Annotated in this window: 18 protein-coding genes, 1 tRNA gene, 1 pseudogene and 1 riboswitch; all 20 genes and pseudogenes read left to right on the top strand. The window is 37.5% G+C overall.

What is annotated here, in order from left to right:
• Positions 1–51: 51 nt before the first annotated feature.
• The 20 genes and pseudogenes from VEB00_05440 (at position 52) to VEB00_05535 (ending at position 23153) form a co-directional block, all read left to right on the top strand.
• Positions 52–1281, top strand: a complete 1230-nt coding sequence (locus VEB00_05440) for an ATP-grasp domain-containing protein (GenBank protein HYF82455.1) — start codon at positions 52–54, stop codon at positions 1279–1281.
• A 113-nt stretch (positions 1282–1394) separates the two neighbouring features.
• Positions 1395–2441 carry a bifunctional 3-deoxy-7-phosphoheptulonate synthase/chorismate mutase gene (locus tag VEB00_05445; GenBank protein HYF82456.1) on the top strand — a complete coding sequence of 349 codons (1047 nt, stop codon included), beginning with the start codon at positions 1395–1397 and terminating at the stop codon, positions 2439–2441.
• A gap of 85 nt (positions 2442–2526) precedes the next feature.
• Complete coding sequence (locus tag VEB00_05450; GenBank protein HYF82457.1) at positions 2527–3381, top strand: hypothetical protein; 855 nt, start codon at positions 2527–2529, stop codon at positions 3379–3381.
• A gap of 176 nt (positions 3382–3557) precedes the next feature.
• Entirely contained in the window at positions 3558–4772 is a 1215-nt protein-coding gene (locus tag VEB00_05455) for an ATP-grasp domain-containing protein (protein ID HYF82458.1), read from the top strand.
• Between the two features lie 37 nt (positions 4773–4809).
• Complete coding sequence (locus VEB00_05460; protein HYF82459.1) at positions 4810–5781, top strand: ABC transporter ATP-binding protein; 972 nt, start codon at positions 4810–4812, stop codon at positions 5779–5781.
• Positions 5774–6547 carry an ABC transporter permease gene (locus VEB00_05465; protein ID HYF82460.1) on the top strand — a complete coding sequence of 258 codons (774 nt, stop codon included), beginning with the start codon at positions 5774–5776 and terminating at the stop codon, positions 6545–6547. Before VEB00_05460 ends, VEB00_05465 begins: the two co-directional genes overlap by 8 nt.
• Entirely contained in the window at positions 6547–7383 is an 837-nt protein-coding gene (locus VEB00_05470) for an ABC transporter permease (protein HYF82461.1), read from the top strand. The genes VEB00_05465 and VEB00_05470 overlap by 1 nt, the downstream gene beginning before the upstream one ends.
• A gap of 341 nt (positions 7384–7724) precedes the next feature.
• A pseudogene (locus tag VEB00_05475) lies at positions 7725–8515 on the top strand (transposase).
• A gap of 635 nt (positions 8516–9150) precedes the next feature.
• Positions 9151–10602 (top strand): carbohydrate ABC transporter substrate-binding protein, encoded by a 1452-nt coding sequence (locus VEB00_05480; GenBank protein ID HYF82462.1) that lies wholly within the window; start codon positions 9151–9153, stop codon positions 10600–10602.
• Between the two features lie 129 nt (positions 10603–10731).
• The gene (locus VEB00_05485; GenBank protein ID HYF82463.1) at positions 10732–11709 is read left to right on the top strand and encodes a sugar ABC transporter permease; all 978 of its coding nucleotides are present in this window, start codon (positions 10732–10734) and stop codon (positions 11707–11709) included.
• Positions 11693–12532: a carbohydrate ABC transporter permease gene (locus VEB00_05490; GenBank protein HYF82464.1), complete on the top strand. Its 840-nt coding sequence runs from the start codon at positions 11693–11695 to the stop codon at positions 12530–12532. The genes VEB00_05485 and VEB00_05490 overlap by 17 nt, the downstream gene beginning before the upstream one ends.
• Before the next feature lie 25 nt (positions 12533–12557).
• Positions 12558–14117 (top strand): glycoside hydrolase family 43 protein, encoded by a 1560-nt coding sequence (locus VEB00_05495; protein HYF82465.1) that lies wholly within the window; start codon positions 12558–12560, stop codon positions 14115–14117.
• A gap of 56 nt (positions 14118–14173) precedes the next feature.
• Positions 14174–15193, top strand: coding sequence for a LacI family DNA-binding transcriptional regulator (locus tag VEB00_05500; protein ID HYF82466.1), 1020 nt, complete (start codon positions 14174–14176; stop codon positions 15191–15193).
• 22 nt (positions 15194–15215) lie between these two features.
• Positions 15216–16541, top strand: coding sequence for a GH1 family beta-glucosidase (locus VEB00_05505; GenBank protein HYF82467.1), 1326 nt, complete (start codon positions 15216–15218; stop codon positions 16539–16541).
• A 37-nt stretch (positions 16542–16578) separates the two neighbouring features.
• The gene (locus VEB00_05510) at positions 16579–17478 is read left to right on the top strand and encodes an ROK family protein (protein ID HYF82468.1); all 900 of its coding nucleotides are present in this window, start codon (positions 16579–16581) and stop codon (positions 17476–17478) included.
• A gap of 14 nt (positions 17479–17492) precedes the next feature.
• Entirely contained in the window at positions 17493–18890 is a 1398-nt protein-coding gene (locus VEB00_05515; GenBank protein ID HYF82469.1) for a glycoside hydrolase family 1 protein, read from the top strand.
• Positions 18891–19026: 136 nt separating this feature from the next.
• Positions 19027–19470 carry a tRNA adenosine(34) deaminase TadA gene (gene tadA / locus VEB00_05520; protein HYF82470.1) on the top strand — a complete coding sequence of 148 codons (444 nt, stop codon included), beginning with the start codon at positions 19027–19029 and terminating at the stop codon, positions 19468–19470.
• A 4-nt stretch (positions 19471–19474) separates the two neighbouring features.
• Positions 19475–19564 (top strand) — tRNA-Ser (locus VEB00_05525).
• A gap of 336 nt (positions 19565–19900) precedes the next feature.
• Entirely contained in the window at positions 19901–21388 is a 1488-nt protein-coding gene (locus tag VEB00_05530) for a tetratricopeptide repeat protein (protein HYF82471.1), read from the top strand.
• Positions 21389–21656: 268 nt separating this feature from the next.
• Positions 21657–21766: riboswitch (SAM riboswitch) on the top strand.
• A gap of 97 nt (positions 21767–21863) precedes the next feature.
• Complete coding sequence (locus VEB00_05535; GenBank protein ID HYF82472.1) at positions 21864–23153, top strand: homocysteine synthase; 1290 nt, start codon at positions 21864–21866, stop codon at positions 23151–23153.
• The last annotated feature ends 10 nt before the right edge of the window (positions 23154–23163 follow it).

The raw sequence follows: 23163 nt of genomic DNA on the forward strand, positions 1-23163 counted from the left end.
CTAGTTACTAATAACAGCATAAGAATTATTCTGCTGATAAGGAGCAATATTATGAATAATAAAAATTTACTTATCCTTTCTTTTGCTAGACATAGGGAATTTGCTCTAAAAACTTTACTAAGAAAAGGCATTAGAATTCTTACCATCGATAATGTTTTCAATAGTAAAGTTGAGGTAGCCGATTATGTATACTATATAAATAATAGAAGAGATTCGTCAGAGATGTTTCAAGCTGCTGTGGATTTTTACAAAAAAAGGAAGTTTGATGGTGTTTTTTCTTTCCTTGATAGTAGCACCATTACACTTGGCATGTTAAGTGATTATTTTGAGCTTAGTTATTTTAGTGAATCTGTTGGAAGAATATTATCAGACAAATATGAAGTAAGGAAGTTCTTGCAAAAGATTGGTGCAAATAGACTTTTGTTTTTTAGTGTAAAGTCTGAAGCTGAGCTATATAAAGCTGCTGAAACTATAGGATTCCCTTTTGTATTGAAGCCAAGATGTAGAAGTGCTGGAGAGGGAGTAGTAGTTATAAATAATAAACAAGAAATGTTATCTTCATATAAGCAAGTACTGCAAGCTGCTAAATCTCAAGACCTAATTGCTGAGGAATACATTTGCGGAGATGAGTACTGTGCTGAGACTCTTATTTATAATGGTGAAGTTTATGTATTAGCAGTAACAAAGAAGTATGTAACACATGATAGGTATTGCATAGAGTATATTGAATTAACACCAGCTCCAATTCAAACTAATTTATGGAATAAGATTAGTGATTTCGTGAGGCATACTATTTCTGAATTTGGCATACAGAATGCTGTATTGCATATAGAACTAAAAGTCAATCAAAGCGATGAAGTCAGGCTAATTGAAATAAATCCAAGACCCGCTGGGAATAACATTATTGAATCTATATATAAAACTAAACAATTAAATCTATATGACTATGCATACGATATTGCCCTTAAAAAACCTATAGATGTTAATAAGCTAAAGCAACAAATGGACAAGCCATTTATTAGATATGCTCTAACTTACGATTTTCTAAATCCAACGTGTGAAGGAAAAATCAAAGAAATAAGTGGAATTAGGGATGCAATTTCAATGTTGGAACATGATTGTGAAAAGTTAACACTGAAATATAAAGTAGGAGACCTTCTGCCATTACCTAAGTCAAACAACGAAGTCAGGGGTTCAATATACCTTGTAGATAAAGATTACCACAGGATTATTAAAAGATCAGAGGAGATTGAAAACGTACTCCATTTTGAATTAGAATAAGCTGAAAATAATTATAAGAGTTACTATTTGCATAAATCGATAGTAATTTTAAACTATTAGGTTTGTATTGGTTTACAGCTATATTATAAATATTTTTATTAAGAGGGATTACGATGATTGAAAAATTAGAAAATTTACGAAAAGAAATTGACAAAATTAATGTTAATTTACTAGATTTACTAAATAAAAGAACCGAGTTAGTGCAAGAAATTAGCACTTTGAAAGATGGGCTCAATAGTGAATACTTTGACCCTGTAAGAGAAAAGCAAATGCTAGATAACATTATAGGGCAAAATAGAGGACCTCTGCAAAACGAATCTGTCAGAACGATTTTCTATAATATATTTAGAACATCACTTAATATTATGGGATCTGTAAAAGAAAAGAGACTACTTGTTGGTGCAGGTAGTGATATTGCATTTGAGAGAATTAATGAAATGTTCGATTTACCCATTAATAGCAAAGTCATAATAGCAGGACCATGTGCTGTGGAAGAATTTGAACAACTAGATCAAATTGCTCAATTAATTAAGAGTAAAGGCCTAAAATTTTTAAGGGGAGGTGCATATAAGCCCAGAACATCGCCCTATGATTTTCAAGGGAAAAGGGAAAATGGGGTAAGAATGTTATATGAGGTAGGAAGAAAATATGATCTGAAAACTGTGACAGAGGTTGTAGATACAAGAGATGTTGAACTTGTATCTAAACATGTTGACATTTTACAGATTGGTGCGAGAAATATGACAAATTTTGAGCTTCTTAAAGAAGTAGGAAAGATTAATAAGCCAGTAATATTGAAGCGAGGAATGAATGCAAAAATTGATGAATTTATATTTGCAGCTGAATATATTGCTCTTCAAGGTAATAGAAAAATAATACTTTGCGAACGAGGAATCAGGACTTTTGAAACCAAAACACGGAATACACTTGATATCAGTAGTATTCCTATACTAAAAAAAGAAACAAATCTTCCAGTAATAGTAGATTTAAGCCACTCTTTAGGACGAAAAGATATAATAAATGATGTCGCCAAAGCCGTTGTTGCTGTTGGAGCAGAAGGTATAATGGTTGAGGTTCATCCATATCCACATCTTGCTTTATCTGATGCAGAACAACAATTAAATCCAGAAGAATTTTTAAGCTTACTTAAGCTTATTTGATTTTATATTTCACTAATATTAGAAGCTGCGATATATTGTGCTAGTTAATAGATTCTGTACAGCAATCATATTGGGAGGGAATACAATGACAAAAGGATTCATAGAAACGGAAATAAAGATTCTTAATATAGATGTTAACTTTGTAATAAGTAGACTTCAAAAGGTAGGAGCAGTTTTTATAGAAGAAAATATACAGAAGATATATACATATGATGTAAATCCAATATCAACTACTTATAAGAGTTTACTTTTTGAGCTAAACGAAAAAAGATACAATATTAAAAATGAAGATATCTTATTAAAAAGAATCAATGCAGTATTTTCAGATATGGATCATATTATCAACGATAAAGATAGAGAAAAGTTTTATAAAATTACTAATTATTTTAGTATGCAGGAGTTTTCTAAAAGCATAAAAAAGATTGATAGTTCAATTATTAAGTTATTGAACGAAGACAGTCTAATCTCAATTATTAACTCATATTATATCAATCCTGGTAAATGGATTAGATTAAGGGAAACTGGTAATGAAGTAACAATAACAGTAAAGCAAAAAATAGGTAATAATAAAGTAAATAGTGACAATAAATATCAAATCGATAGCATAAGGGAGATTGAAGTTAAAGTTGATAGTCTTGAGAAAGGCAATTTGCTATTATCAGAGTTAGGCTTCTTCTATAGAAATTATCAAGAAAAGAAGCGAATTAGCTATTTATACAAAGATAAAATAAGTATTGATATCGACTTCTGGCCTTTTATTCCGCCATATATAGAAATTGAGGGTGAGAATAAAGATGAAATATACGAAGTAGCGAGAATGCTTGGATATGGAAATGATGAAATAAAAGTGATGAATACTGATGAAGTATATTTAATTTATGGTATTAATATTTATGATTATAAAGAACTTAAGTTGGATAGACCTCTTATGCAATTATAATTATTCGTTTACTGTTCTAATATCATTACAGAAAAATGCACTTATTTATACAAGTTACTATTCAACTAGATAGTTTGATAAAATTATATGGGATATTATAACTTATTGTAACTATAGTTATGTTGAAGCTTAGGAGTGAACTGTAAAGTATGAGACTTGAAGTGGGGGAGAGAATAATGACGGAAAAAAGATTAATTTTAGTCGGAAGTGGTTCTAGAAGGTATAGGAGTTATATTGTTGATGCGGCTGTGTCTATGGGAATCAAAATCACACTGCTTACTGATAAAGTTGTTAGATGGGAAAAAGATCTCTGTGATAATATACTATTCGTTAATATTAGAGATGCTGAAGCTATGCAACAAAGACTTTATGAATTAATGGGAGCTATTAAGTTTGACGGTATAATTACATATGACGAAGAATTGGTAATACCGACAGCGGAGTTAGCCCAGAGGCTAGGACTCCGATATATAAAACCCGAAACCGCTGTTGCAGCAAGAAATAAATATGTAATGCGTTCTAAGTTAAAGGAAAACAGAATTAGAGTACCTGAATTCGTAAAAATTAGTGATGTTGAAGATTTTAAAAAAGCAATTTCAATAATGAATTTTCCAGTAGTAATAAAACCAATTGACGGTCATAGTAGCATTGGCGTTATCAAAATAGAAACAAAGGAAGTTGCCTATAGAGTATTTGAAAATGTAACACATATAAAAATAAATGGGAGAAGTCAAAACACATTCATTCTTGAGGAATACGTTAAGGGAAAAGAAATAAGTGTAGAATCTTTGGTATATGAAAATGAAATACTTCATTTTGGGATTACACAAAAGTATACTAGCTCAGAACCATATTTCGAAGAAATAGGCCATTCTTTTCCGGCAAATATATCTCAAAGTTTAAGAGATGAGATAATAAGTATTGTAGAAAAAGGAATTAGGGCACTCGGAATTAATATTGGGGCAACACACACAGAATTGAGATTAACGAGTGAAGGACCAGTAATTATAGAAATTGGAGCTCGATTAGGAGGAGATAGAATACCTTATCTTGTTTATCTTGCAACTGGTGCAAATATGGCTCAAGAAACTATCAAAGTTGCATTGGGGATAAAACCCAGTATAGACATTCTATATAATCGCGGTGCGGCAATACGATTCATCATTCCGTATAAGTGTGGAGAAATAGTTGAATATCCTAATCTTGACAAAGCATCAAACTATCCCGGAATATGTGAAGTTAGTTTCAAGGAGCAGGTTGGTCAAATAAAATTGCCACCAGAAGGGTTTTTTACACGTTTTGGGTTTGTTATAGCTATAGCAGATCAAGCAAATGAGGCATATCAGAAAGCCTGTGAAGCAGAAAAACTCATAGTTATTAATATACAATAAGGGGGGGCAACTTTCTGAATTATTTCAGAATAAAAGTATGATTGCGATTAATGTAGATAACATAACTAGGAAGTATAAAAGTACAAATATATGGGGGCAACTAAAAAGTGAACACATAGCCGTTGATAATGTTTCTTTTGATATAAAGAAGGGAGAACTATTTGGCCTATTAGGCCCAAATGGTGCGGGTAAAACTACTATCATAAAAATGCTTACAACTCTACTTTTGCCAACATCAGGAACAGCACACATCATGAATTATGATATTCGGAAAGATATGCAAAGAATAAGGGCTATTATTAATTTTACTTTTGGAGGAGATAGAGGGTTATATTGGAGACTTTCTGCTAGGGATAATCTTAGATATTTTGCTGATTTATATAATGTTGAACGAGGTATTGCTGATAAAAGAATAAATGAGATATTAGAGCTTATTGGAATGACAAAATGGGCAGATGATAGAGTAGAAAATTACTCTAAAGGAATGAAGCAACGGTTACACATAGGAAAAGTATTGATAAATAATCCGGATATTATTTTTTTTGACGAACCAACATTAGGGTTAGACCCTGTTGGTGCTAAGGATCTAAGAAAAATAATTGTAGATCTACTAGAATTAGATAAAACAATACTTCTTACAACTCATTATATGTTCGAAGCAGACATGCTGTGTAATAGGGTGGCTATTATAAATCACGGAAAAATTATTGCAAATGATAGGCCAGGGGAATTGAAGAAGTTGCTTAAGGATGATGTAGTGTTAGAAATTGAAGTATATGGAGCTACAAAAGAGAGACTAGATGATATAAAAAAACTTGAATGTGTTGAAAGTCTAAATGTAAAGCAAGTGGAACAAAGTCAATTAATTCAAATACAACTTAAAGAAAATAATGAAATCATCAATCAAATTCTGAACATCCTTAACGATGTTCAGATAAAAGAAATTAGAAACAGAAAACCTACACTGGAAGATGTTTATATTAAACTAGTAGGTGGGATAAATGAATAAAATAATTCATATTGCAAAAATTCAACTTGTTATGAGAACAACAAGTCAACTTTGGCGTTTCATAATTTTTATTCAACCGATTTTATATTTAATGATGACATTATTTATGATGAATGGATCAATGAGAACCCAATATAGCATGGATGCAGTATTAGGTGCAGGAATGATGGGCACATGGAGTTCAATTCTTTTTTCTTCAGGCTCAGATATTGATAGGGAACGAAGATGGGGAACACTCGAAATGATTGTTGGGTGTCCTACTCCCTTATCGAGTATAATAATGGGAAAAGCATTAACAAATAGCTTAGTGGGGCTATTTTCAATGGGATTATCATATATTACTGCACTATTATTGTTTAGACAACAATTAGTAATCAAACATCCATGTTTATTCATGTTAGTGCTTATTTTGATTATAATATCTGTAGCAGCGAAAGGTATGATAATATGTACTTTATTTACTCTTTCGCGTGCAGTTAGAGGGTTATTAAACGTTATGGAAAATCCTATATTTTTGTTAAGTGGCTTAATGTTCCCGATAGTTATACTTCCATTATGGACAAGACCATTATCCTATATTTTAAGTTTAACTTGGGGGATGGATGCATTGCGCATGGTCAGTTCTGGTACTTTTAGTTATAAGCATTTCCTTTTTTCACTTGTTATACTATTGATTTTAACATTCTTATATTTGCTGCTGTCATTGTGGCTTTTTCAAATTATTGAAAAGAAGAGTAGAAAAGAAGCGACATTAGGGGTGTATTAATGAATTACGAATATTTATTTAAAAAGGAAGATTACAAAGTAACGATATTTCATAAATTAGAATTCTTCTTTAGAGGAGCTATATATTCTTATAAATCACTTTTTGCATGGTTGGTTCCAAAGGTGTACATTTTAACAAAAGTCATTGGTCCTATATTTCAAATTCTTTTCTTTACATTCTTAGGGCAATATTATGCTAAAGAATTAGGAAGAGAATTCTTTATTATTGGTAATGCAGTTCAAATTTCCGCATTGAGTTCAATTAATGGTGTTGCTATGACAATTGTGTCTGAGAGAACTGAAGGTACTTTGTTACAGCTACTTGGTACACCGGCATCAAGAGCAAGAATATTTGTCAGTAGGTCATTAATGCATATCATTGATGGATTACTTACTGTTATAATAGGTTTTATATTTAGTTATTTATTTTTGGGAATAAGTTTTAAGAATACAAATTATATTTTATTAGTAGTAACTCTTTTGATAGCTGTATTTTCAACTTCAGGTTTAGGAATGCTTATAGGAAGTATCGGATTAGCTATTAGAGAGATTAATTTATTATCAAATCTTACATATTTTATACTACTAATATTTTGTGGTATTAATTATCCAGTTACAAATCTTCCTTCGTTTATGCAAGGTATTTCAAATTTATTACCCCTGACAAAAGGGGTTGAAGCAGTTCGGATGATTTTACAGGGAGCTAATTTTACAACAGTTGCGCCCTATTTGTATCATGAAATAATTATTGGAGTATTTTACACTTTAATAGGTTTGATTTTATTTAAATGCTTAGATTATTATTCAAGGTACAGCGGTACTTTAGATTTTGATTAAAAATCGGCTTAAATGAGCTTATAACTATCAATAATCGAAAAGGCATTACTATTTATGTGAATTCTATAATATATAACTCAGAAATGTCATAAATTTATTAGTTTTCAATATACAGTATAAATCAATCAAACAAGGAATTAAAAGATATTTGGAATTATTGATGATTATATCTCTTTTGCATTCTCTACTAGATACAGTCATAACTTTATGGAGATAATTTCCGTTTTAAGATCAGACAGAAGACAAAGTATAAAATATTTAGAGAATCCTTGAATACAAAAAGGATTCTCTTTGTTTTTGTCGAATATATACAGTGAAGTATTGAAATGGTGGTGTTTTAGATGTTAACAAAGGATAAAAGTGATATGCGTAGCCAAATTGAAATACTGTCTCTTGATCAGTTGGTGCCTGAGAATCATTTGGTTCGGAAGCTAGAAGTGGCAAAAATTTCGATTTCATATATGACCTTGTAATTGATAAATACTGTACAGATAATGGTCGACCAAGCATTGACCCTGTAGTGCTTTTTAAGATTGTATTGGTTCAGTATACTTTCGGAATCAAATCGATGCGTCAGACAATCTCTGAAATACAAACAAACAATGCATATCGCTGGTTTATCGGTTATGGACTTAGTAAGCAGATTCCTCACCTCACAACCTTTGGTAAGAACTATGTAAGAAGGTTCAAGGACACGGATATATTTGAACAAGTATTCGTGAGGGTTTTGGAAGAAGCAGTGAATGCTGGATTAATAAAGGGTGATGCTGTTTTCATAGACGCAACCCATGTAAAAGCAAATGCTAATAAAAAGAAATATGATAAAGTTAAGCTAGAGAAAGAATATAAATCAGATCCTCTGATATGTAAGAGCTGCCCATACCTAAATATATGTACAGGCAGTAAAGACTGCACTAAGCTTGTAAGCCGTCATATCTGGGCACGTTATATGGAAGAAGCAGAACACCTAAGACATACTGATCTTAACAAAGAAATATATGCACGTCGCAAAGAAACTATTGAAAGGGTCTTTGCTGATATGAAAGAAAAGCATGGCATGCGTTGGACAACCCTGCGAGGATTAGAGCGGGTATCTGCACAAGCGATGCTTGTTGCTGCATGCATGAACTAAAAAAAGATGGCAAACTGGTTGTGAGGTCCGGAAAAACCGGACCCAAACCCTCTGATTTGCTTCAAAAGTTGCATAATTTCATGAAAAAACACGGTTTTCTCTATTGCGGGAAACCGTGTTTGTCTGCAAACTGAAGTACTGCAAGAGATTGCAGTACTTTTGTTTTTTGTACTAAAATATAAATTAGCAGAAGTTGCCATAGTCATGCATAGAAACTTTCCAAAGAAGAATCATGTGCTTTGGCACTGAAGAATGTCATTTTATCTCGGAATAGGAGATGGTACTGCTGCAAAAACATAAGTCTAAGTAATATTATCGGAATCAATCGAATTATGTATACAGAAACCGGTTTCCGTATTGTGAAAATAATACCAAATAAAGTGACTGTATGAAAGTTAAAAAAATTAGGTAAAAAGATAATTTATTAAGCAATTTTGTATAAAATTGGAATAATTACTTGAGATGTATTTGAAAACAATGTTGCAGTTACGAGGTTAAATGGACACCAAAAATCTTATTAACAGAAAATTCAAAAATTGCGTTGAAAAGCATAAAGGATTATGTTATATTAAAAGTGGATATAGAAAGCGGTTTCTATAATTCTATAAACATTATTAAGAAGAGGTGGGAAATTGATGAAGAAGACTATCGCTCTAACCTTAGCATGCCTGATGATAGTAGGTCTATTTACAGGCTGCGCACCGACTGCTCCGGCAGCATCAGCGACTCCGACTGCAGCTCCGGAAGCACAGGCGGCTGTGCCTCAGACACTGAAAATCTGGTCATTTACAGACGAAGTGAAAACGATGGCGATTGCTTTCCAAGGAAAACACCCTGAGATCAAAGTTGAGTACACAATGATCCCTATGACAAATGGTGAATTTCAGACAAAACTTAAATCAGCCTTGCAGTCTGGAGAGTTACCAGATGTCGTTTCTCTTGAGGCATCATTCGTAAGGGAATATGTAGAAAGTGATTTTCTCGCAGATGTTACTGACTTAATGCCAATTGCAAAAGATCTTGGCACCTATCAGTTCACACTGGATATCGGTACATATGAAGGCGTAACAAAAGCATACTCTTATCAGGCAACACCTGGCGCCATGTTCTATAGAAGAAGCTTAGCAAAAGAATACTTTGGCACTGACGATCCTGCAGCTATTCAGGAAATCGTTTCCGACATGGCAAAGTTCGAAGCTGCCGCTAAAGTAGTAAAAGAAAAATCCAAAGGCAACACCTATATGGTATGTTCAACAGGGGACTTTACAAATCTGTTCTTTGCTAACCGCAAGACACCTTGGGTAGTAGATGATAAACTTGTAATAGATCCAATGGTTGACACATTATTCGAAACTGCAAAATCCTTCCGTCAAAATGGTTATGAGGCTCAGGCAGTTCAGTGGCAGGAAGGCTGGTTTGCAGGCATGAATGATTCTTTGGCGGATGCAAAAGGTAATCCAAAGCAAGTGTTCTCATATCTGCTTCCGACTTGGGGGCTTCCATATGTGTTAATGCCTAACGCAGCTCCGAAGGAAGTAAAAGCAGAAGGTTCAGATACAACTAAAAAAGTTGGTAAAGATACATCCGGTGATTGGGCTTGCATAAGCGGACCAATGCCTTATCAATGGGGTGGCACTTGGGTAGGCGCATTAGATGGTGCCAAGAATATGGATACTGCAAAGGAATTTATAAAGTTTGCAGCATTGGATACAGAGAACCTAAAAGCTTGGGCACTCGGAACATATACAAACGAGTATCTGAAAAAAATTGACCCGACAGTTGGCGATAAGCTTGCACAGGGCCCTGGCGACTTTATATCCAGCCAGAAGGTTGTCAATGAAATCATAGGTCAGTTTGATAACGCAGCAACCAGCAAATTCCTTGCAGGGCAGAATTCCTATAAGGGCTTTGCAGAAGCAGCTCCAAATATCAGTTTGAAATTGCTTCAGGCATCAGATGATGCAATTCAGAGATCACTTAATGACCCTCTTAATAACTACGCTTCAAAGAAAGCAACAAAGGAAGAGGCTTTGACACAGTTCAAGGATTCAGTCAGAAGTGCTTTACCGGATATTACTGTAGAATAAATATCGGAAGAAGAGCATTTTAAACAGCAAAATCTGCGGCGCGGATTATCTACCGCAGATTTTGCGCTTCTCTCGATTACGTTTCATCACTTCAAATATTATATAGGAAAGGATGTATATGCCTTGATAGTGAACGCTGAAAGCATTAAAAAGCGAAGCAGTAAACTGAATAAGAACTATTATGGTTACCTTTTCACTGCGCCGTTTATTATAGGATTCCTTATTTTCAGTCTGTATCCTTTGGTTTATACCTTCTATCTGAGTTTTACAAATATGACCTTGATGAGTAGAAGCTTTAAATTAGTGGGGTTAGACAACTTTGTGAAATTGTTTTCGGATAAGTTTTTCTTGCAGTCCTTAGGCAACACTTGGGTACTTTGGCTCTCGAACTTCATCCCTCAAATAGGGATTGCTATGCTTTTAGCTGTATGGTTTACAAGTATACGCTTAAAGATAAGGTTTGTAGGTATATGGCGCACATTTTATTACTTGCCGAATCTTTTGATGCCCGCCACTATTGCGGTGCTATTCTTTAACTTTTTCTCCTTATATGGGCCTATTAATCAGATTACAGTACGTGCAGGCTTTTTAAATGACGCCATTGATTTTTTCCGCAGCGGCGGTTGGACGAGATCTATTCTTGTCTATGTGCAATGGTGGATGTGGTTCGGCTCCACACTGATAATAATAATGGCCGGGATGACTTCCATATCTCCCACACTCTATGAAGCAGCTATGGTTGATGGTGCTACTTCAGGACAAATGTTCAGACATATTACGTTACCGCTGCTAAAGCCTGTCCTTATATATACTATGGTAACCTCTCTGGTAGGCGGCATGCAGATGTTCGATATTCCATATATGCTGACGGATGGCCGTGGGTCGCCCAACGGCTCAATTATGACGATGAATGTATTAATGTATATGAAATTCTCAAGCAATAAAGGGCATATTGGGGCTGCTGCTGCGGTAGGGGTGATGATCTTCATTATAACCTGCGTGTCGGCACTGCTAATATTCAGATTGCTTCGTGAAAGAAATGATGTGGAAGAAAAAAGAGCTGCCAAGAGGTTGGAAGGAGGAGTAAAACATGAGCTATGGTCTTAGAACACGTATTTACCGTATTTTAATATATGGTGTACTGATTGTTCTGCTTGCAATGTGCGTTATCCCTATTTGGATCATGCTTGTAAACGCAACCCGTTCAACTGCTGAGATTCAACAGGGAATCAGCCTCATACCGGGAAACAACCTGCAAGTTAACTGGAACAACCTGACCGGGAGAGGTTTTGCTATTACCAAAGGTCTTTTCAACAGCAGCTTTATTTCGATATCCGTTACTGTAATTACTGTATATTTTTCCATGATGTTTGCTTATGCAATTCATATTTATGATTTTCCCTATAAGAAATATCTGTATGGCTTTGTATTGCTGCTCGTTATGGTGCCAACACAAGTAGGTGTCATCGGGTTCTTCCGCTACATGTCCTATTTAAAGCTGACTAATTCCTTTATCCCTCTGATTTTACCGGCAATTGCCGCACCGGGCGCTGTGTTCTTTGCGAAGCAGTACCTTGAATCGGCTATTATAAAGGATTTGATTGATGCAGCAAGAATTGACGGTTGCAGCGAACTGAAAATATTCCACAGTATTATGCTGCCTATATCAAAGCCCGGTGCATTTACCATGGGGATATTCGCTTTTGTGGGAGCTTGGAACAGCTTTTTCACCCCGTTTATCATGATTTCAAAAATGGATATGTACACACTGCCTATGCTGGTGCAGACCTTGCGAGGAGACACATATAGGACAGAATATGGAAGCATATATTTAGGGCTTGCAATATCCATTGTTCCAATTATTATTGTTTATGCTATTTTCTCCAAGTATATAGTACACGGCATTGCCATGGGTGCAGTAAAAGAATAGAAACATAAAATAGGCGGTGATTGTTATGATAAAAAACCCTGTGCTTACAGGTTTCCATCCTGATCCAAGCATGATATGTGTTGATGGGACCTTCTATATTGCCAATTCTACTTTTGAATACTTTCCAGGAGTGTCCATTTCGACATCCAAGGATTTAGCAAATTGGACGACTGTTGTTTACCCGTTGAATAGCGTTAAACTGCTGGATATGAAAGGTAATGCGAAGTCTGCAGGGATTTGGGCCCCTTGCCTAAGCTTCAATAAGGGTTTCTTCTATTTGGTATACACAAACGTTAAAAACTGGACTTATGGTCCCTTCAAAGACACACCAAATTATGTGGTTAAGTCGCCATCTATTGAAGGCCCATGGAGTGAGCCGGTATTCTTGAATTGTTCCGGTTTTGACCCATCTCTTTTTCATGATGAAGATGGGAGAAAATATATTGTCAATATGGAGTGGGACTACCGAAAAAAAGGTAATGACCAGTTTGGCGGAATTTTACTGACAGAGGTAGATTCGGAGACCTTAAAGCCTATTTCTGAACCAAGGAAAATATTCAAAGGGTCAGAACGAGGTTGTGTGGAAGGTCCTCACTTATATAAAGTCAACGGATACTACTATTTGATTACTGCTGAGGGTGGCACCTCCTATGACCATGCAATGAGTGTTGCTCGTTCGAAGCACATTGAAGGTCCTTACGAAATGCATCCAACTATCCATTTGGTCAGTTCAAAGGGCGCATTGGGGGCATATATAAAAAAGGCTGGTCACGGCAGCTTTTGTCAATCACCTGACGGCAGATGGTGGGCTGCTTTCCTTTGCGGACGGCCTTTGGATGAAAGCATGAGATGTCCTCTTGGGCGGGAGACCTCCATTTCAGAGTTAGTATGGATGAATAACTGGCCGTATCTAAAAAACGGTGGCATCATACCTCCTGACGATTTCGAGGGCTATGGCGAAAAGCGTGAGCAAAAGCTTTATACGTATAATTTTTCCGGATCAGAGTTTAAACGTGATTTTATGTCCTTGCGAGTACCTGCACATTATGACCTTTTACCGGACGGCAAGCTGCGTCTTTATGGAAAGGATTCATTGCAGTCGCTCCATGAACAAAATATGCTGGTCCGTCGTCAAACGGAGTTTTGCTTTGAAGCAGAAACCTGTCTTGCCCTGCCCTTCAATCACTTCCAAAGGATGGCGGGTCTTCTGTATCGCTACGATGAGGAGAATCAGTACTATCTGAGGGTTGCGTATAATGAAGAAAAAGGGGAACGGTGCCTGGGTCTTTTATGTTTTGACAAAAACAACTTCTCAATGCCCCTTGGAGAAAACGAAATACCTGTTGGGGAGGGGAAGGTGCATTTGAGGCTGACAGTGGAAAATCACTATGGCGAATTCTCCTATGCAAAGGAGGACTTGGTATGGCATATTATCCCTTACCGCATTGATGTAAGTATTTTATCTGATGAATATGCTGAGCCTATGGGCTTCACGGGTGCTTTTGCAGGAATGAGCTGCCAGGATATGGCGGATGGAAGTGGGTACGCAGATTTTGATTACTTCAGTTACAAGGTAATTAATTGAATAACCCATACACATGCGTTATAATGGAAAAAATTGAGTAACCGAGGAGTAAATAAATGGTAACTATATACGACATTGCTAAAATGGTAGGCTGTGCCCCTTCGACCGTTTCGAAAGCATTCAATAATTATGACGGAGTGAGTAAGCAAACCTATCGAAAAATAATGGAAGCAGCTGAAAGCATGGGCTATACCATGAACAATAATGCGAGGGCTTTAGCAACGAAAAAGACATGGCTTATAGGCGTTCTCTTCTCTGAAGATGCTGGTACAGGTATTGCCCATCCCCATTACAGCACAATTTTACAGAGCTTTAAGAGTAGGGCCGGTGAATATGGCTATGATGTGGTTTTCTTGAATAAAAGATTAGGCAATAAGGAAGCCTCCTACCTTGAACACTGCATATACAGAGGTGTTGATGGAGTGCTTATCGCAGTAGGTGCCAAATATGAGAACGAAATACAGGACGTATTGGAAAGCGATATAAAAAGGGTATCAGTGGAAGCGGCTTATAAGAACACACCACTGGTTATCTCCGATTATCGAATGGGTAGTATGCAAGCCCTTGAATATCTATATTTTCTTGGACATCGTAAAATTGCGCATATTTCCTGTCCGTTATGGAGTGTAGCCGGTTATGAACGTTATGATGCATATAAGACATTTCTAAAGTCAAAAGGACTTGAGGAGAATCCAAAGTATTTGGTGGAAACCAGCAGCTATTCTCTGGAAGAAGGCACTAGAGCTGCGACTGAGCTGATACAGCGCTGCTGGGGCGATTTGCCGACAGCGGTTTATGCCGGTTACGATGATATAGCCTGGACTGCCATGACAACATTTCAAGCTCATGGTTTCAGGATCCCGGATGATATTTCCATTGTCGGTTTTGATAATGTGACGGTGTCTGGTTTCACAACACCAACGCTTACAACAATCGCACAGGATAGAGTTGTTATTGGGCAGAAGGCAGCGGATGTATTGATTCAATCAATTGAGAATAAAGAAATGGATAATCCCTCCGAGATTCGTATTCCTACTAAGCTGATTGTACGAAATAGCTGTGTTCGTATTGACTGAGAAATTAGAAGGAGCTGGATTCATGGAATTTGATAATAGCTTTGTTTTTGGAGTGGCAACTTCATCTTACCAGATAGAGGGTGCATTTGATGAAGATGGCAGGACGGCTTCAATTTGGGATACCTTCTCGAAAGCAGAAGGGAAGGTATTGAACATGGAAAATGGTGATGTCGCTTGCGACCATTATCACCGGTATAAAGAGGATGTTGAAATTATTAAGGATCTGGGCGTGGACTGCTACAGGCTTTCCATTGCCTGGCCAAGAATATTTCCTGAGCAGGGCAAATACAATCCAGAAGGTATGGCTTTTTATAAGAACCTGCTGACTGAGCTGAAGCAAAACGGCATTAAGGCTGCAGTAACTTTATATCATTGGGATTTACCCCAATGGGCACAGGAAATGGGCGGCTGGGAGACAAGGGAAAGCGTGGATTGGTTTTTAAGCTTTGCAAAGCGGTGCTTTACTGAACTGGATGATTTGGTAGATATGTGGATTACCCACAATGAACCTTGGTGTGCGGCGATATTATCCAATGCCATAGGGGAGCATGCACCGGGTAAGAAGAATGTCGCTGCAGCACTAAAAGCTGGGCATCATATTCTTCTTTCTCACGGGATGGCGGTGCGGTTATACCGGGAGCTGGGCTTCAATAAACCTATAGGCATTACGCTGAACCTGATACCGGCTTATGCAGCAAGTAATAGTTTCTCTGATAAGCTGGCAGCTTCAAATTTTGATGGTACTTTTAACAGATGGTTTTTAGATCCGCTTTTTAAAGGGTCTTACCCATTTGATATTGTAAACCTATATGCTGCACGGCTGGGGGATTATGATTTCATCAAAGAGGGCGATTTCGATGCGATGGCTGAAAGGTGTGATTTCTTCGGAATCAACTACTACAGCCGCTCCTTGATACAATTTGATCCATTGTCCCTGACGCTCTCTGCAGGGGCGTACTCATCTTGCCCAAAAACCGAAATGGGCTGGGACATCACTCCAGAAAATCTTATTGACCTTGTTAGAATGGTGCGGGAAAAATATACCGACCTGCCGATTTATATTACAGAAAACGGTTCGGCATGGCCAGATGTTTTGGAGGGCGGTTATGTTCATGACGCAAATAGGGTAGATTACTTGGTCCGTCATCTAGAAACGGTTGCTAAAATGAATGATATGGATTTAAATATTGCGGGCTATTTTTGCTGGTCGTTAATGGATAACTTTGAATGGGGATTTGGTTATTCCAAGCGGTTTGGAATTGTATATATCGATTTTGAAACGCAAGCACGTATAAAAAAAGACAGTTTTTATAAATATCAGCAGATTATTCAGGAAAGAAAGATTTAGTGTCCTTTATTAATATTTCGGGATGGAGATGGCTATAATGGAGCATTACATAATATTTGATATCGGCGGTACAAGTATAAAATATGCAGTGATGAATAAAAATGCTGATATTTTCGAAAAAGGCAGCTATAAGACGCCTATGACAGATATTGATGATTTTTTTGATAAAATGGTTATATTCATCAAAAAGTTTTCAAAGCAGTACAATATCATCGGCATTGCCATCAGCGCTCCCGGTGCGGTGGATTGCGAGAGCGGCATTATCGGCGGTGATTCTGCTATTCGATTCATTCATGGTCCGAGTTTTAAGGAAGAATTGCGAAATCGAACCGGGCTTAGGGTTGAAATTGAAAATGACGCCAATTGTGCAGCCCTTGCAGAGGTTTGGATGGGTGCTGCCAAAGAGGCGATGGATTCCCTCTTTATCATCGTCGGCACCGGTATAGGGGGGGCAATTGTAAAGGATAAAAAAATCCATCATGGCTATCATACCCACGGGGGTGAATTTGGATTTGCCATTATGGAGTACAATATTGAACAGTCGGAGCTTATTACATGGAGTAAAAGCGGATCTACCATTGAACTAATAAACTCTGTATGCGCAAGAAAAGGGCTGGAAAATGGAGAAATGGACGGCAAAAGGATATTCGATCTGGCCGATGCAGGCGATCAGGATTGTGTTGAAGAATTGAATAAGTTTTATTTCCGTCTGGCAATAGGGATTTACAACCTTCAATACATCTACGACCCTGAAGTAATTGTTATTGGCGGGGGCATTAGCGAGAGGGAAGGGATAATTTTAGAAATCAACAAGCATATTGATCATATCCTTGGAAAAGTCGGGAATGCCAAGGTCAAGCCCAAGGTAGTCCGCTGCCAATTCGGAAATGCCGCAAATATGGTTGGAGCCTTATATCATTATATAAGCTGCCATTAAAGAAATGTGGAGGGATAAGCATGAGCGAGTTCATAAAATTTCCTTCGGATTTTTACTGGGGGTGTGCTTCCAGCGGTGCGCAAAGTGAAGGAAATATAAATAAAGCAAACGAAAGCACATGGGATCATTGGCATCATATCGAGCCAGAGCGGTTTTTCAACGGTATAGGACCGGATATTGCCTGCAACACCTATATGCACTTTGCAGAAGATATTAAGCTTATGAAGGTGCTTAAATTCAATTCATTCAGAACCTCCATCCAATGGTCGCGGCTAATCAAAAACTTCGATACCTGCGAGCTGGATGAAGATGGTGTCAGATTTTACAATGCCTATATCGATGAACTTATTGCCGAGGGGATTGAGCCTTTCATAACACTATTTCATTTTGATATGCCGATTGCACTTCAAAACCGGGGCGGATGGGCCAGCAAAGACGTGGTTGAGCTCTATGTAAGGTATGCCAAGACAGCTTTTCAACTGTTCGGAGATAGGGTCAAGAAATGGTTTACCTTCAATGAACCAATTGTGCCTGTAGAAGGCGGATACCTGTATCAGTTTCATTATCCCAATGAGGTTGATTTTAAGAAAGCGATTCAGGTTGCGTATAATACCAACCTTGCAAGTGCCAAAGCAATTGAAGCTTATAGGGAGGCTTCGGGGGACGGGGAAATAGGCATTGTTTTAAACCTTACTCCTTCTTACGCGGCAAGTGATAGTGCGCAAGATGTGGATGCGGCTCACCTTGCTGATGCGATGTTTAACAGAAGCTTTTTGGACCCGTCAATAAAGGGGAGTTTTCCCAAAGAGCTAATAGAACTCTTTAAGATTTATGGACTGATGCCTGAAACCACTGAGGAGGAATTGAGCATTATCCGTAATAATACAATTGATATTTTGGGGGTTAACTACTATCAGCCAAGACGTATACAAGCAAAAGCGGCACCTATTGATAAAAATGCTCCGATAATGCCTGAAACATTCTTTGACAACTATATCTGGCCGGATAGACGAATGAACATTTACAGAGGGTGGGAGATATATCCCAAAGCAATATATGATATCGCTGTGAACCTTAAAGAGAATTATGGGAATGTGAAGTGGTTCATATCGGAAAATGGCATGGGTGTGGAAGGGGAAGAACGTTTCCTGGATGAGAATGGCATTGTTATAGATGATTATCGCATTGATTTCATTAAAGAGCATTTGTTTTGGCTGCAAAAAGGGATGGCGGAAGACTCGAATTGTGTTGGCTACCATCTTTGGACCTTTGTTGACAATTGGTCTTGGGTAAATGCATTTAAGAATCGATACGGTTATGTATCCTTAGATTTGGCAAACGGTAAAAGAACAATAAAGAAATCAGGACACTGGATAGCCAGTGTTATCGAGGATGCCGGATTTGAATTTTAAATTCCAATGTAAAAAAATGGCGCTTGTGCCTTAAAAGCATAGGCGCCATTATATTGACAATGAAACGATTTAAGTGATAATATATCAAGGTAAACCGCAAACTAATATATAATAAAGAATTGATGCGGGTAAAAAAATGAATGAATTTTTCATGAAAAAAGCGCTGGAAGAAGCGCAAAAGGCTTTTGATAAGGATGAGGTTCCTGTTGGTGCTGTCATAGTCAGAAATGGCGAGATAATTGCAGCAGCACATAACTGCAGGGAATTGTCCAAAGACGCAACGGCACATGCCGAAATGCTTGCCATAAGGCAAGCCTGTGAAGCACTTGATGCCTGGCGTCTGCTTGATTGTGAAATGTATGTGACCTTGGAGCCTTGCTCAATGTGCAGCGGTGCGATACTGCAAGCCAGGATAGAAAGACTCTATATAGGCGCTATGGACCCAAAAGCCGGTGCTGCAGGCTCGATACTCAACCTGTTTGATGATTACCATTTCAACCATAAGACGGAGGTCTTAAAAGGCATCCTGGAAGACGAGTGCAGCCAGATACTAAAAGATTTTTTTAAAAGAAAACGATAACTATGGAGAGGTGTCCGAGTGGTCGAAGGTCCTTGACTCGAAATCAAGCGTGCTCGAAAGAGTACCGAGGGTTCGAATCCCTCCCTCTCCGCCATACATAAAAAAGAGAACTGCCTGGGGGCAGTTTTGTTTTTTATGTATGTAGGGGGGATGATGAGAACCCCCAAAAACGGCCAATGTATCAAAAAAATGGCTAAATAGCTATTCTAAATAACTATCGAGTATTACGAAAAGAGTGTGGCTGCCGGCCTTCCGGCTTCGAATCCCTCCCTCTCCGCCATACATAAAAGAACATAACTGCTGAATAAGCAGTTTTTTTATTTGCTTGCATAACAGGTTATATCCAATGCCAGAAACGGCGAAACTTGCATATGAAAATTATGGTATAATATGTTAAAATAAGTAATATTATTTGAAAGTAGGTGTTATTTTGAAAAGAATATTAATAGTCCTTATAGTTGCTATGTGTTTTCTATTTTCTATAGTGTCAGTATATGCTGATACTACACCTAAAACCACTACTGAATTTATATCAAAAATAGAGCAATTGTTTGATGAAGCTAAATATGAAGAGGCGTTAAACTATACAGATATGGCATTAAAGTTGGATAGTAAGTCAGCAGTGTTATATGCTATTAAAGGGAAAACTCTGGCGATACTTGGAAAAGCAGATGAGGCAATACAGAATTATGATCTCGCAATAAAGCTGGAACCTAGTAATGTAGATTATTATAGTGAAAAAGGTGCTATATTGGAAAACAATAACTTATATCAGGATGCAGTAGCTTGCTATGATAAAATTATTCAGTTAGCCCCTGGCAGTGAGGTTTATGAAAAGAAAGGAAATGCTCTATATAGACTCGGTAAATTTATAGAGGCTGAAGCATGTTATGATACCGCTATTAAGTTAAATGACATTCCGGTACGTAGCTATATACATAAAGGAGATGTTTTAGCCGCAATAGATAGACAAAATGATGCATTAAAGGTATATGATGAAGCAATTAAAGTAAATCCAAGCTGGGAAGGATTCATACTTGGTAATAAAGGTGATGTGTATTCTGATATGGGAAGTTATCAGGAGGCATTGAAGTGCTACGATAGAGCAATACTATTGGACAACGATGAATACAGCTATAATAAAAAAGGTGAAGTATTGGTAATTTTAGGAGAATACGAAGAAGCTATTTTATGTTATGACAAAGCAATTGAAATAGACTCCAATTATGATATCGCATTTAAAAATAAGGGTGAGGCATTGGAATATTTAGGGAAGTACGAAGAAGCTATTATGAGCTATGATAAAGCAATTATGTTAGATCCTTATTATGATGTTACATATTATAGTAAAGGTAATTCATTACGGCTATGGGGTAAATATGAAGAAGCAATTAAGTGTTATGATAAAGCAATTGCAATAAATCCTGATTATTATAATGCATATATTAATAAGGGTATAGCACTATATAATTTGAGCAAATATGAAGAAGCAATTAAGTGTTATGAAGAAGCAATTGCAATAAATCCTAACGATCCTACGGCATATAATGATAGAGGCTGGGTATTGACATATTTTAGTAAATATGATGAAGCTATTTTGTATTTTGATAAAGCAATTGCATTAAATCCTAATTATGATTATGCATATAATAATAAAAGTTTAGTATTTTTAAAATTAGGAAAATATGAAGATGCTATTAAATGTTATGAGAGCATAATAAAAGTTAACCCCAAATATGATCCGGCATACTATAACATAGCCTTTACATATGCCAAAATGGGTAAAGCAAAGGAAACTCTTGAGAATCTTAGGAAGGCCATTGAACTAAATTCGGAATATAAAATACGGGCAAAAGATGGTGAAGATTTTAATTTTATTAAGAACACTAAAGAGTTTAAAGCACTAGTTACTCCATAATTTATGGAGAATAAGCAAATAGAGTTTTGGATATAAGAGACAAATAGGCCTTCTGATTTTATATTTCAGGAGGCCTATTTTAATAACTTGTTGCCGCTTTATCATTAGTCAAAATGCTGAAAGGCAGTTTTTTATTTGCCACATAGCAGGGCTCAACCCCCCCTCTCCGTTAGCTATACACCTAAATTCTGTGGAGGGATTCCAAAAATTCCTATTGACACGGCAGATTGTCTCATGCTAAAATCTTTAAAATTGCATATTAGAAATACTCTTATCCAGAGTGGCGGAGGGACTGGCCCGATGAAGCCCAACAACCAGCATTCTCATTCGAATGCAACGGTGTTAATTCCTGCAGTACATAGTACTGATAGATGAGAGAGGGTTTAGCTTCTATACTTATTTTTGGTGTATTTGCAGCCTCTTTCATATTGAAAGAGGCTTTTATTATGCAAATTAATATTTAGGAGGAAAGATTATGAGTGAAAGAAAGTTCAATTTTGATACGCTGCAGGTCCATGCAGGACAGAAGGCGGACCCTACTACGGGATCCAGAGCGGTGCCCATTTACCAGACCACATCCTATGTTTTTGAAAATGTTGAGCATGCTGCCAACCTCTTTGCCCTCAAAGAGCCCGGAAATATCTATACTAGGATTATGAACCCTACTACTGATGTATTCGAACAGCGCGTGGCTGCATTGGAAGGCGGGGTAGGTGCTTTGGCTGTAGCGTCCGGTTCAGCTGCTGTTACCTATGCGATTTTGAACATTGCAGGGACGAGAGATGAAATCGTATCGGCCAGTACGTTGTATGGCGGAACCTACAACCTGTTCAAATCCACTCTGCCTAAGTACGGGATAAATACCACATTCGTCGATTCCGATGAGCCGGAAAACTTCAGGAAAGCAATCAACAGCCGTACAAAAGCGCTCTACATAGAAACAATCGGAAATCCCGGCATCAATCTGACAGACATAGAAGCAATTGCTAAGATTGCCCATGAAAACGGCCTGCCCCTTATCGTAGATAATACCTTCGGGACGCCTTACCTGATCAAACCGATCGAATTCGGTGCCGATATTATTGTGCATTCCGCAACTAAGTTTATTGGAGGCCATGGTACTTCCATCGGAGGCATCATTGTAGATTCCGGCAGCTTTGACTGGGCAGGCAGCGGCAAATTTCCAGGCCTTACCGAGCCGGACCCCAGCTACCATGATGTCAGCTATTCTGAAACCTTTGGAGCAGCCGCCTTTATTGTAAAGGCAAGAGTCCAGCTGCTTAGGGATACCGGTGCCTGCATCAGTCCCTTTAACGCATTTTTATTGCTGCAAGGGCTGGAAACTTTGTCCCTTAGGGTGGAAAGGCATGTATCCAATGCAAAACGGGTAGCAGAGTTTCTTTCAAGCCATCCCCTGGTGACCTGGGTGAACTATCCCAGCTTGGAGGACAGCAAATACTATAAGCTAGCACAAAAATACCTTCCTAAGGGAGCGGGTTCCATCTTTACCTTTGGTATAAAGGGCGGTGTGGAAGCAGGGAAGAAGTTCATTGACAGCCTGGAGATCTTTTCGCTTCTGGCCAATGTGGCAGATGCTAAGTCTCTGGTCATTCATCCAGCCAGCACCACTCATGCCCAACTCTCAGAAGCTGACCAAAAGGCGGCAGGAGTATTGCCGGACATGATTCGACTGTCAATAGGTATTGAGGATGTTGAGGACTTGATTTGGGATCTGGATCAGGCTTTAAGAAAGTCAATCGAATAGATTGGAGGAA

It is taken from the genome of Clostridia bacterium (genome assembly GCA_035628995.1).
Classification (GTDB): Bacteria; Bacillota; Clostridia; order Lutisporales; family Lutisporaceae; genus BRH-c25.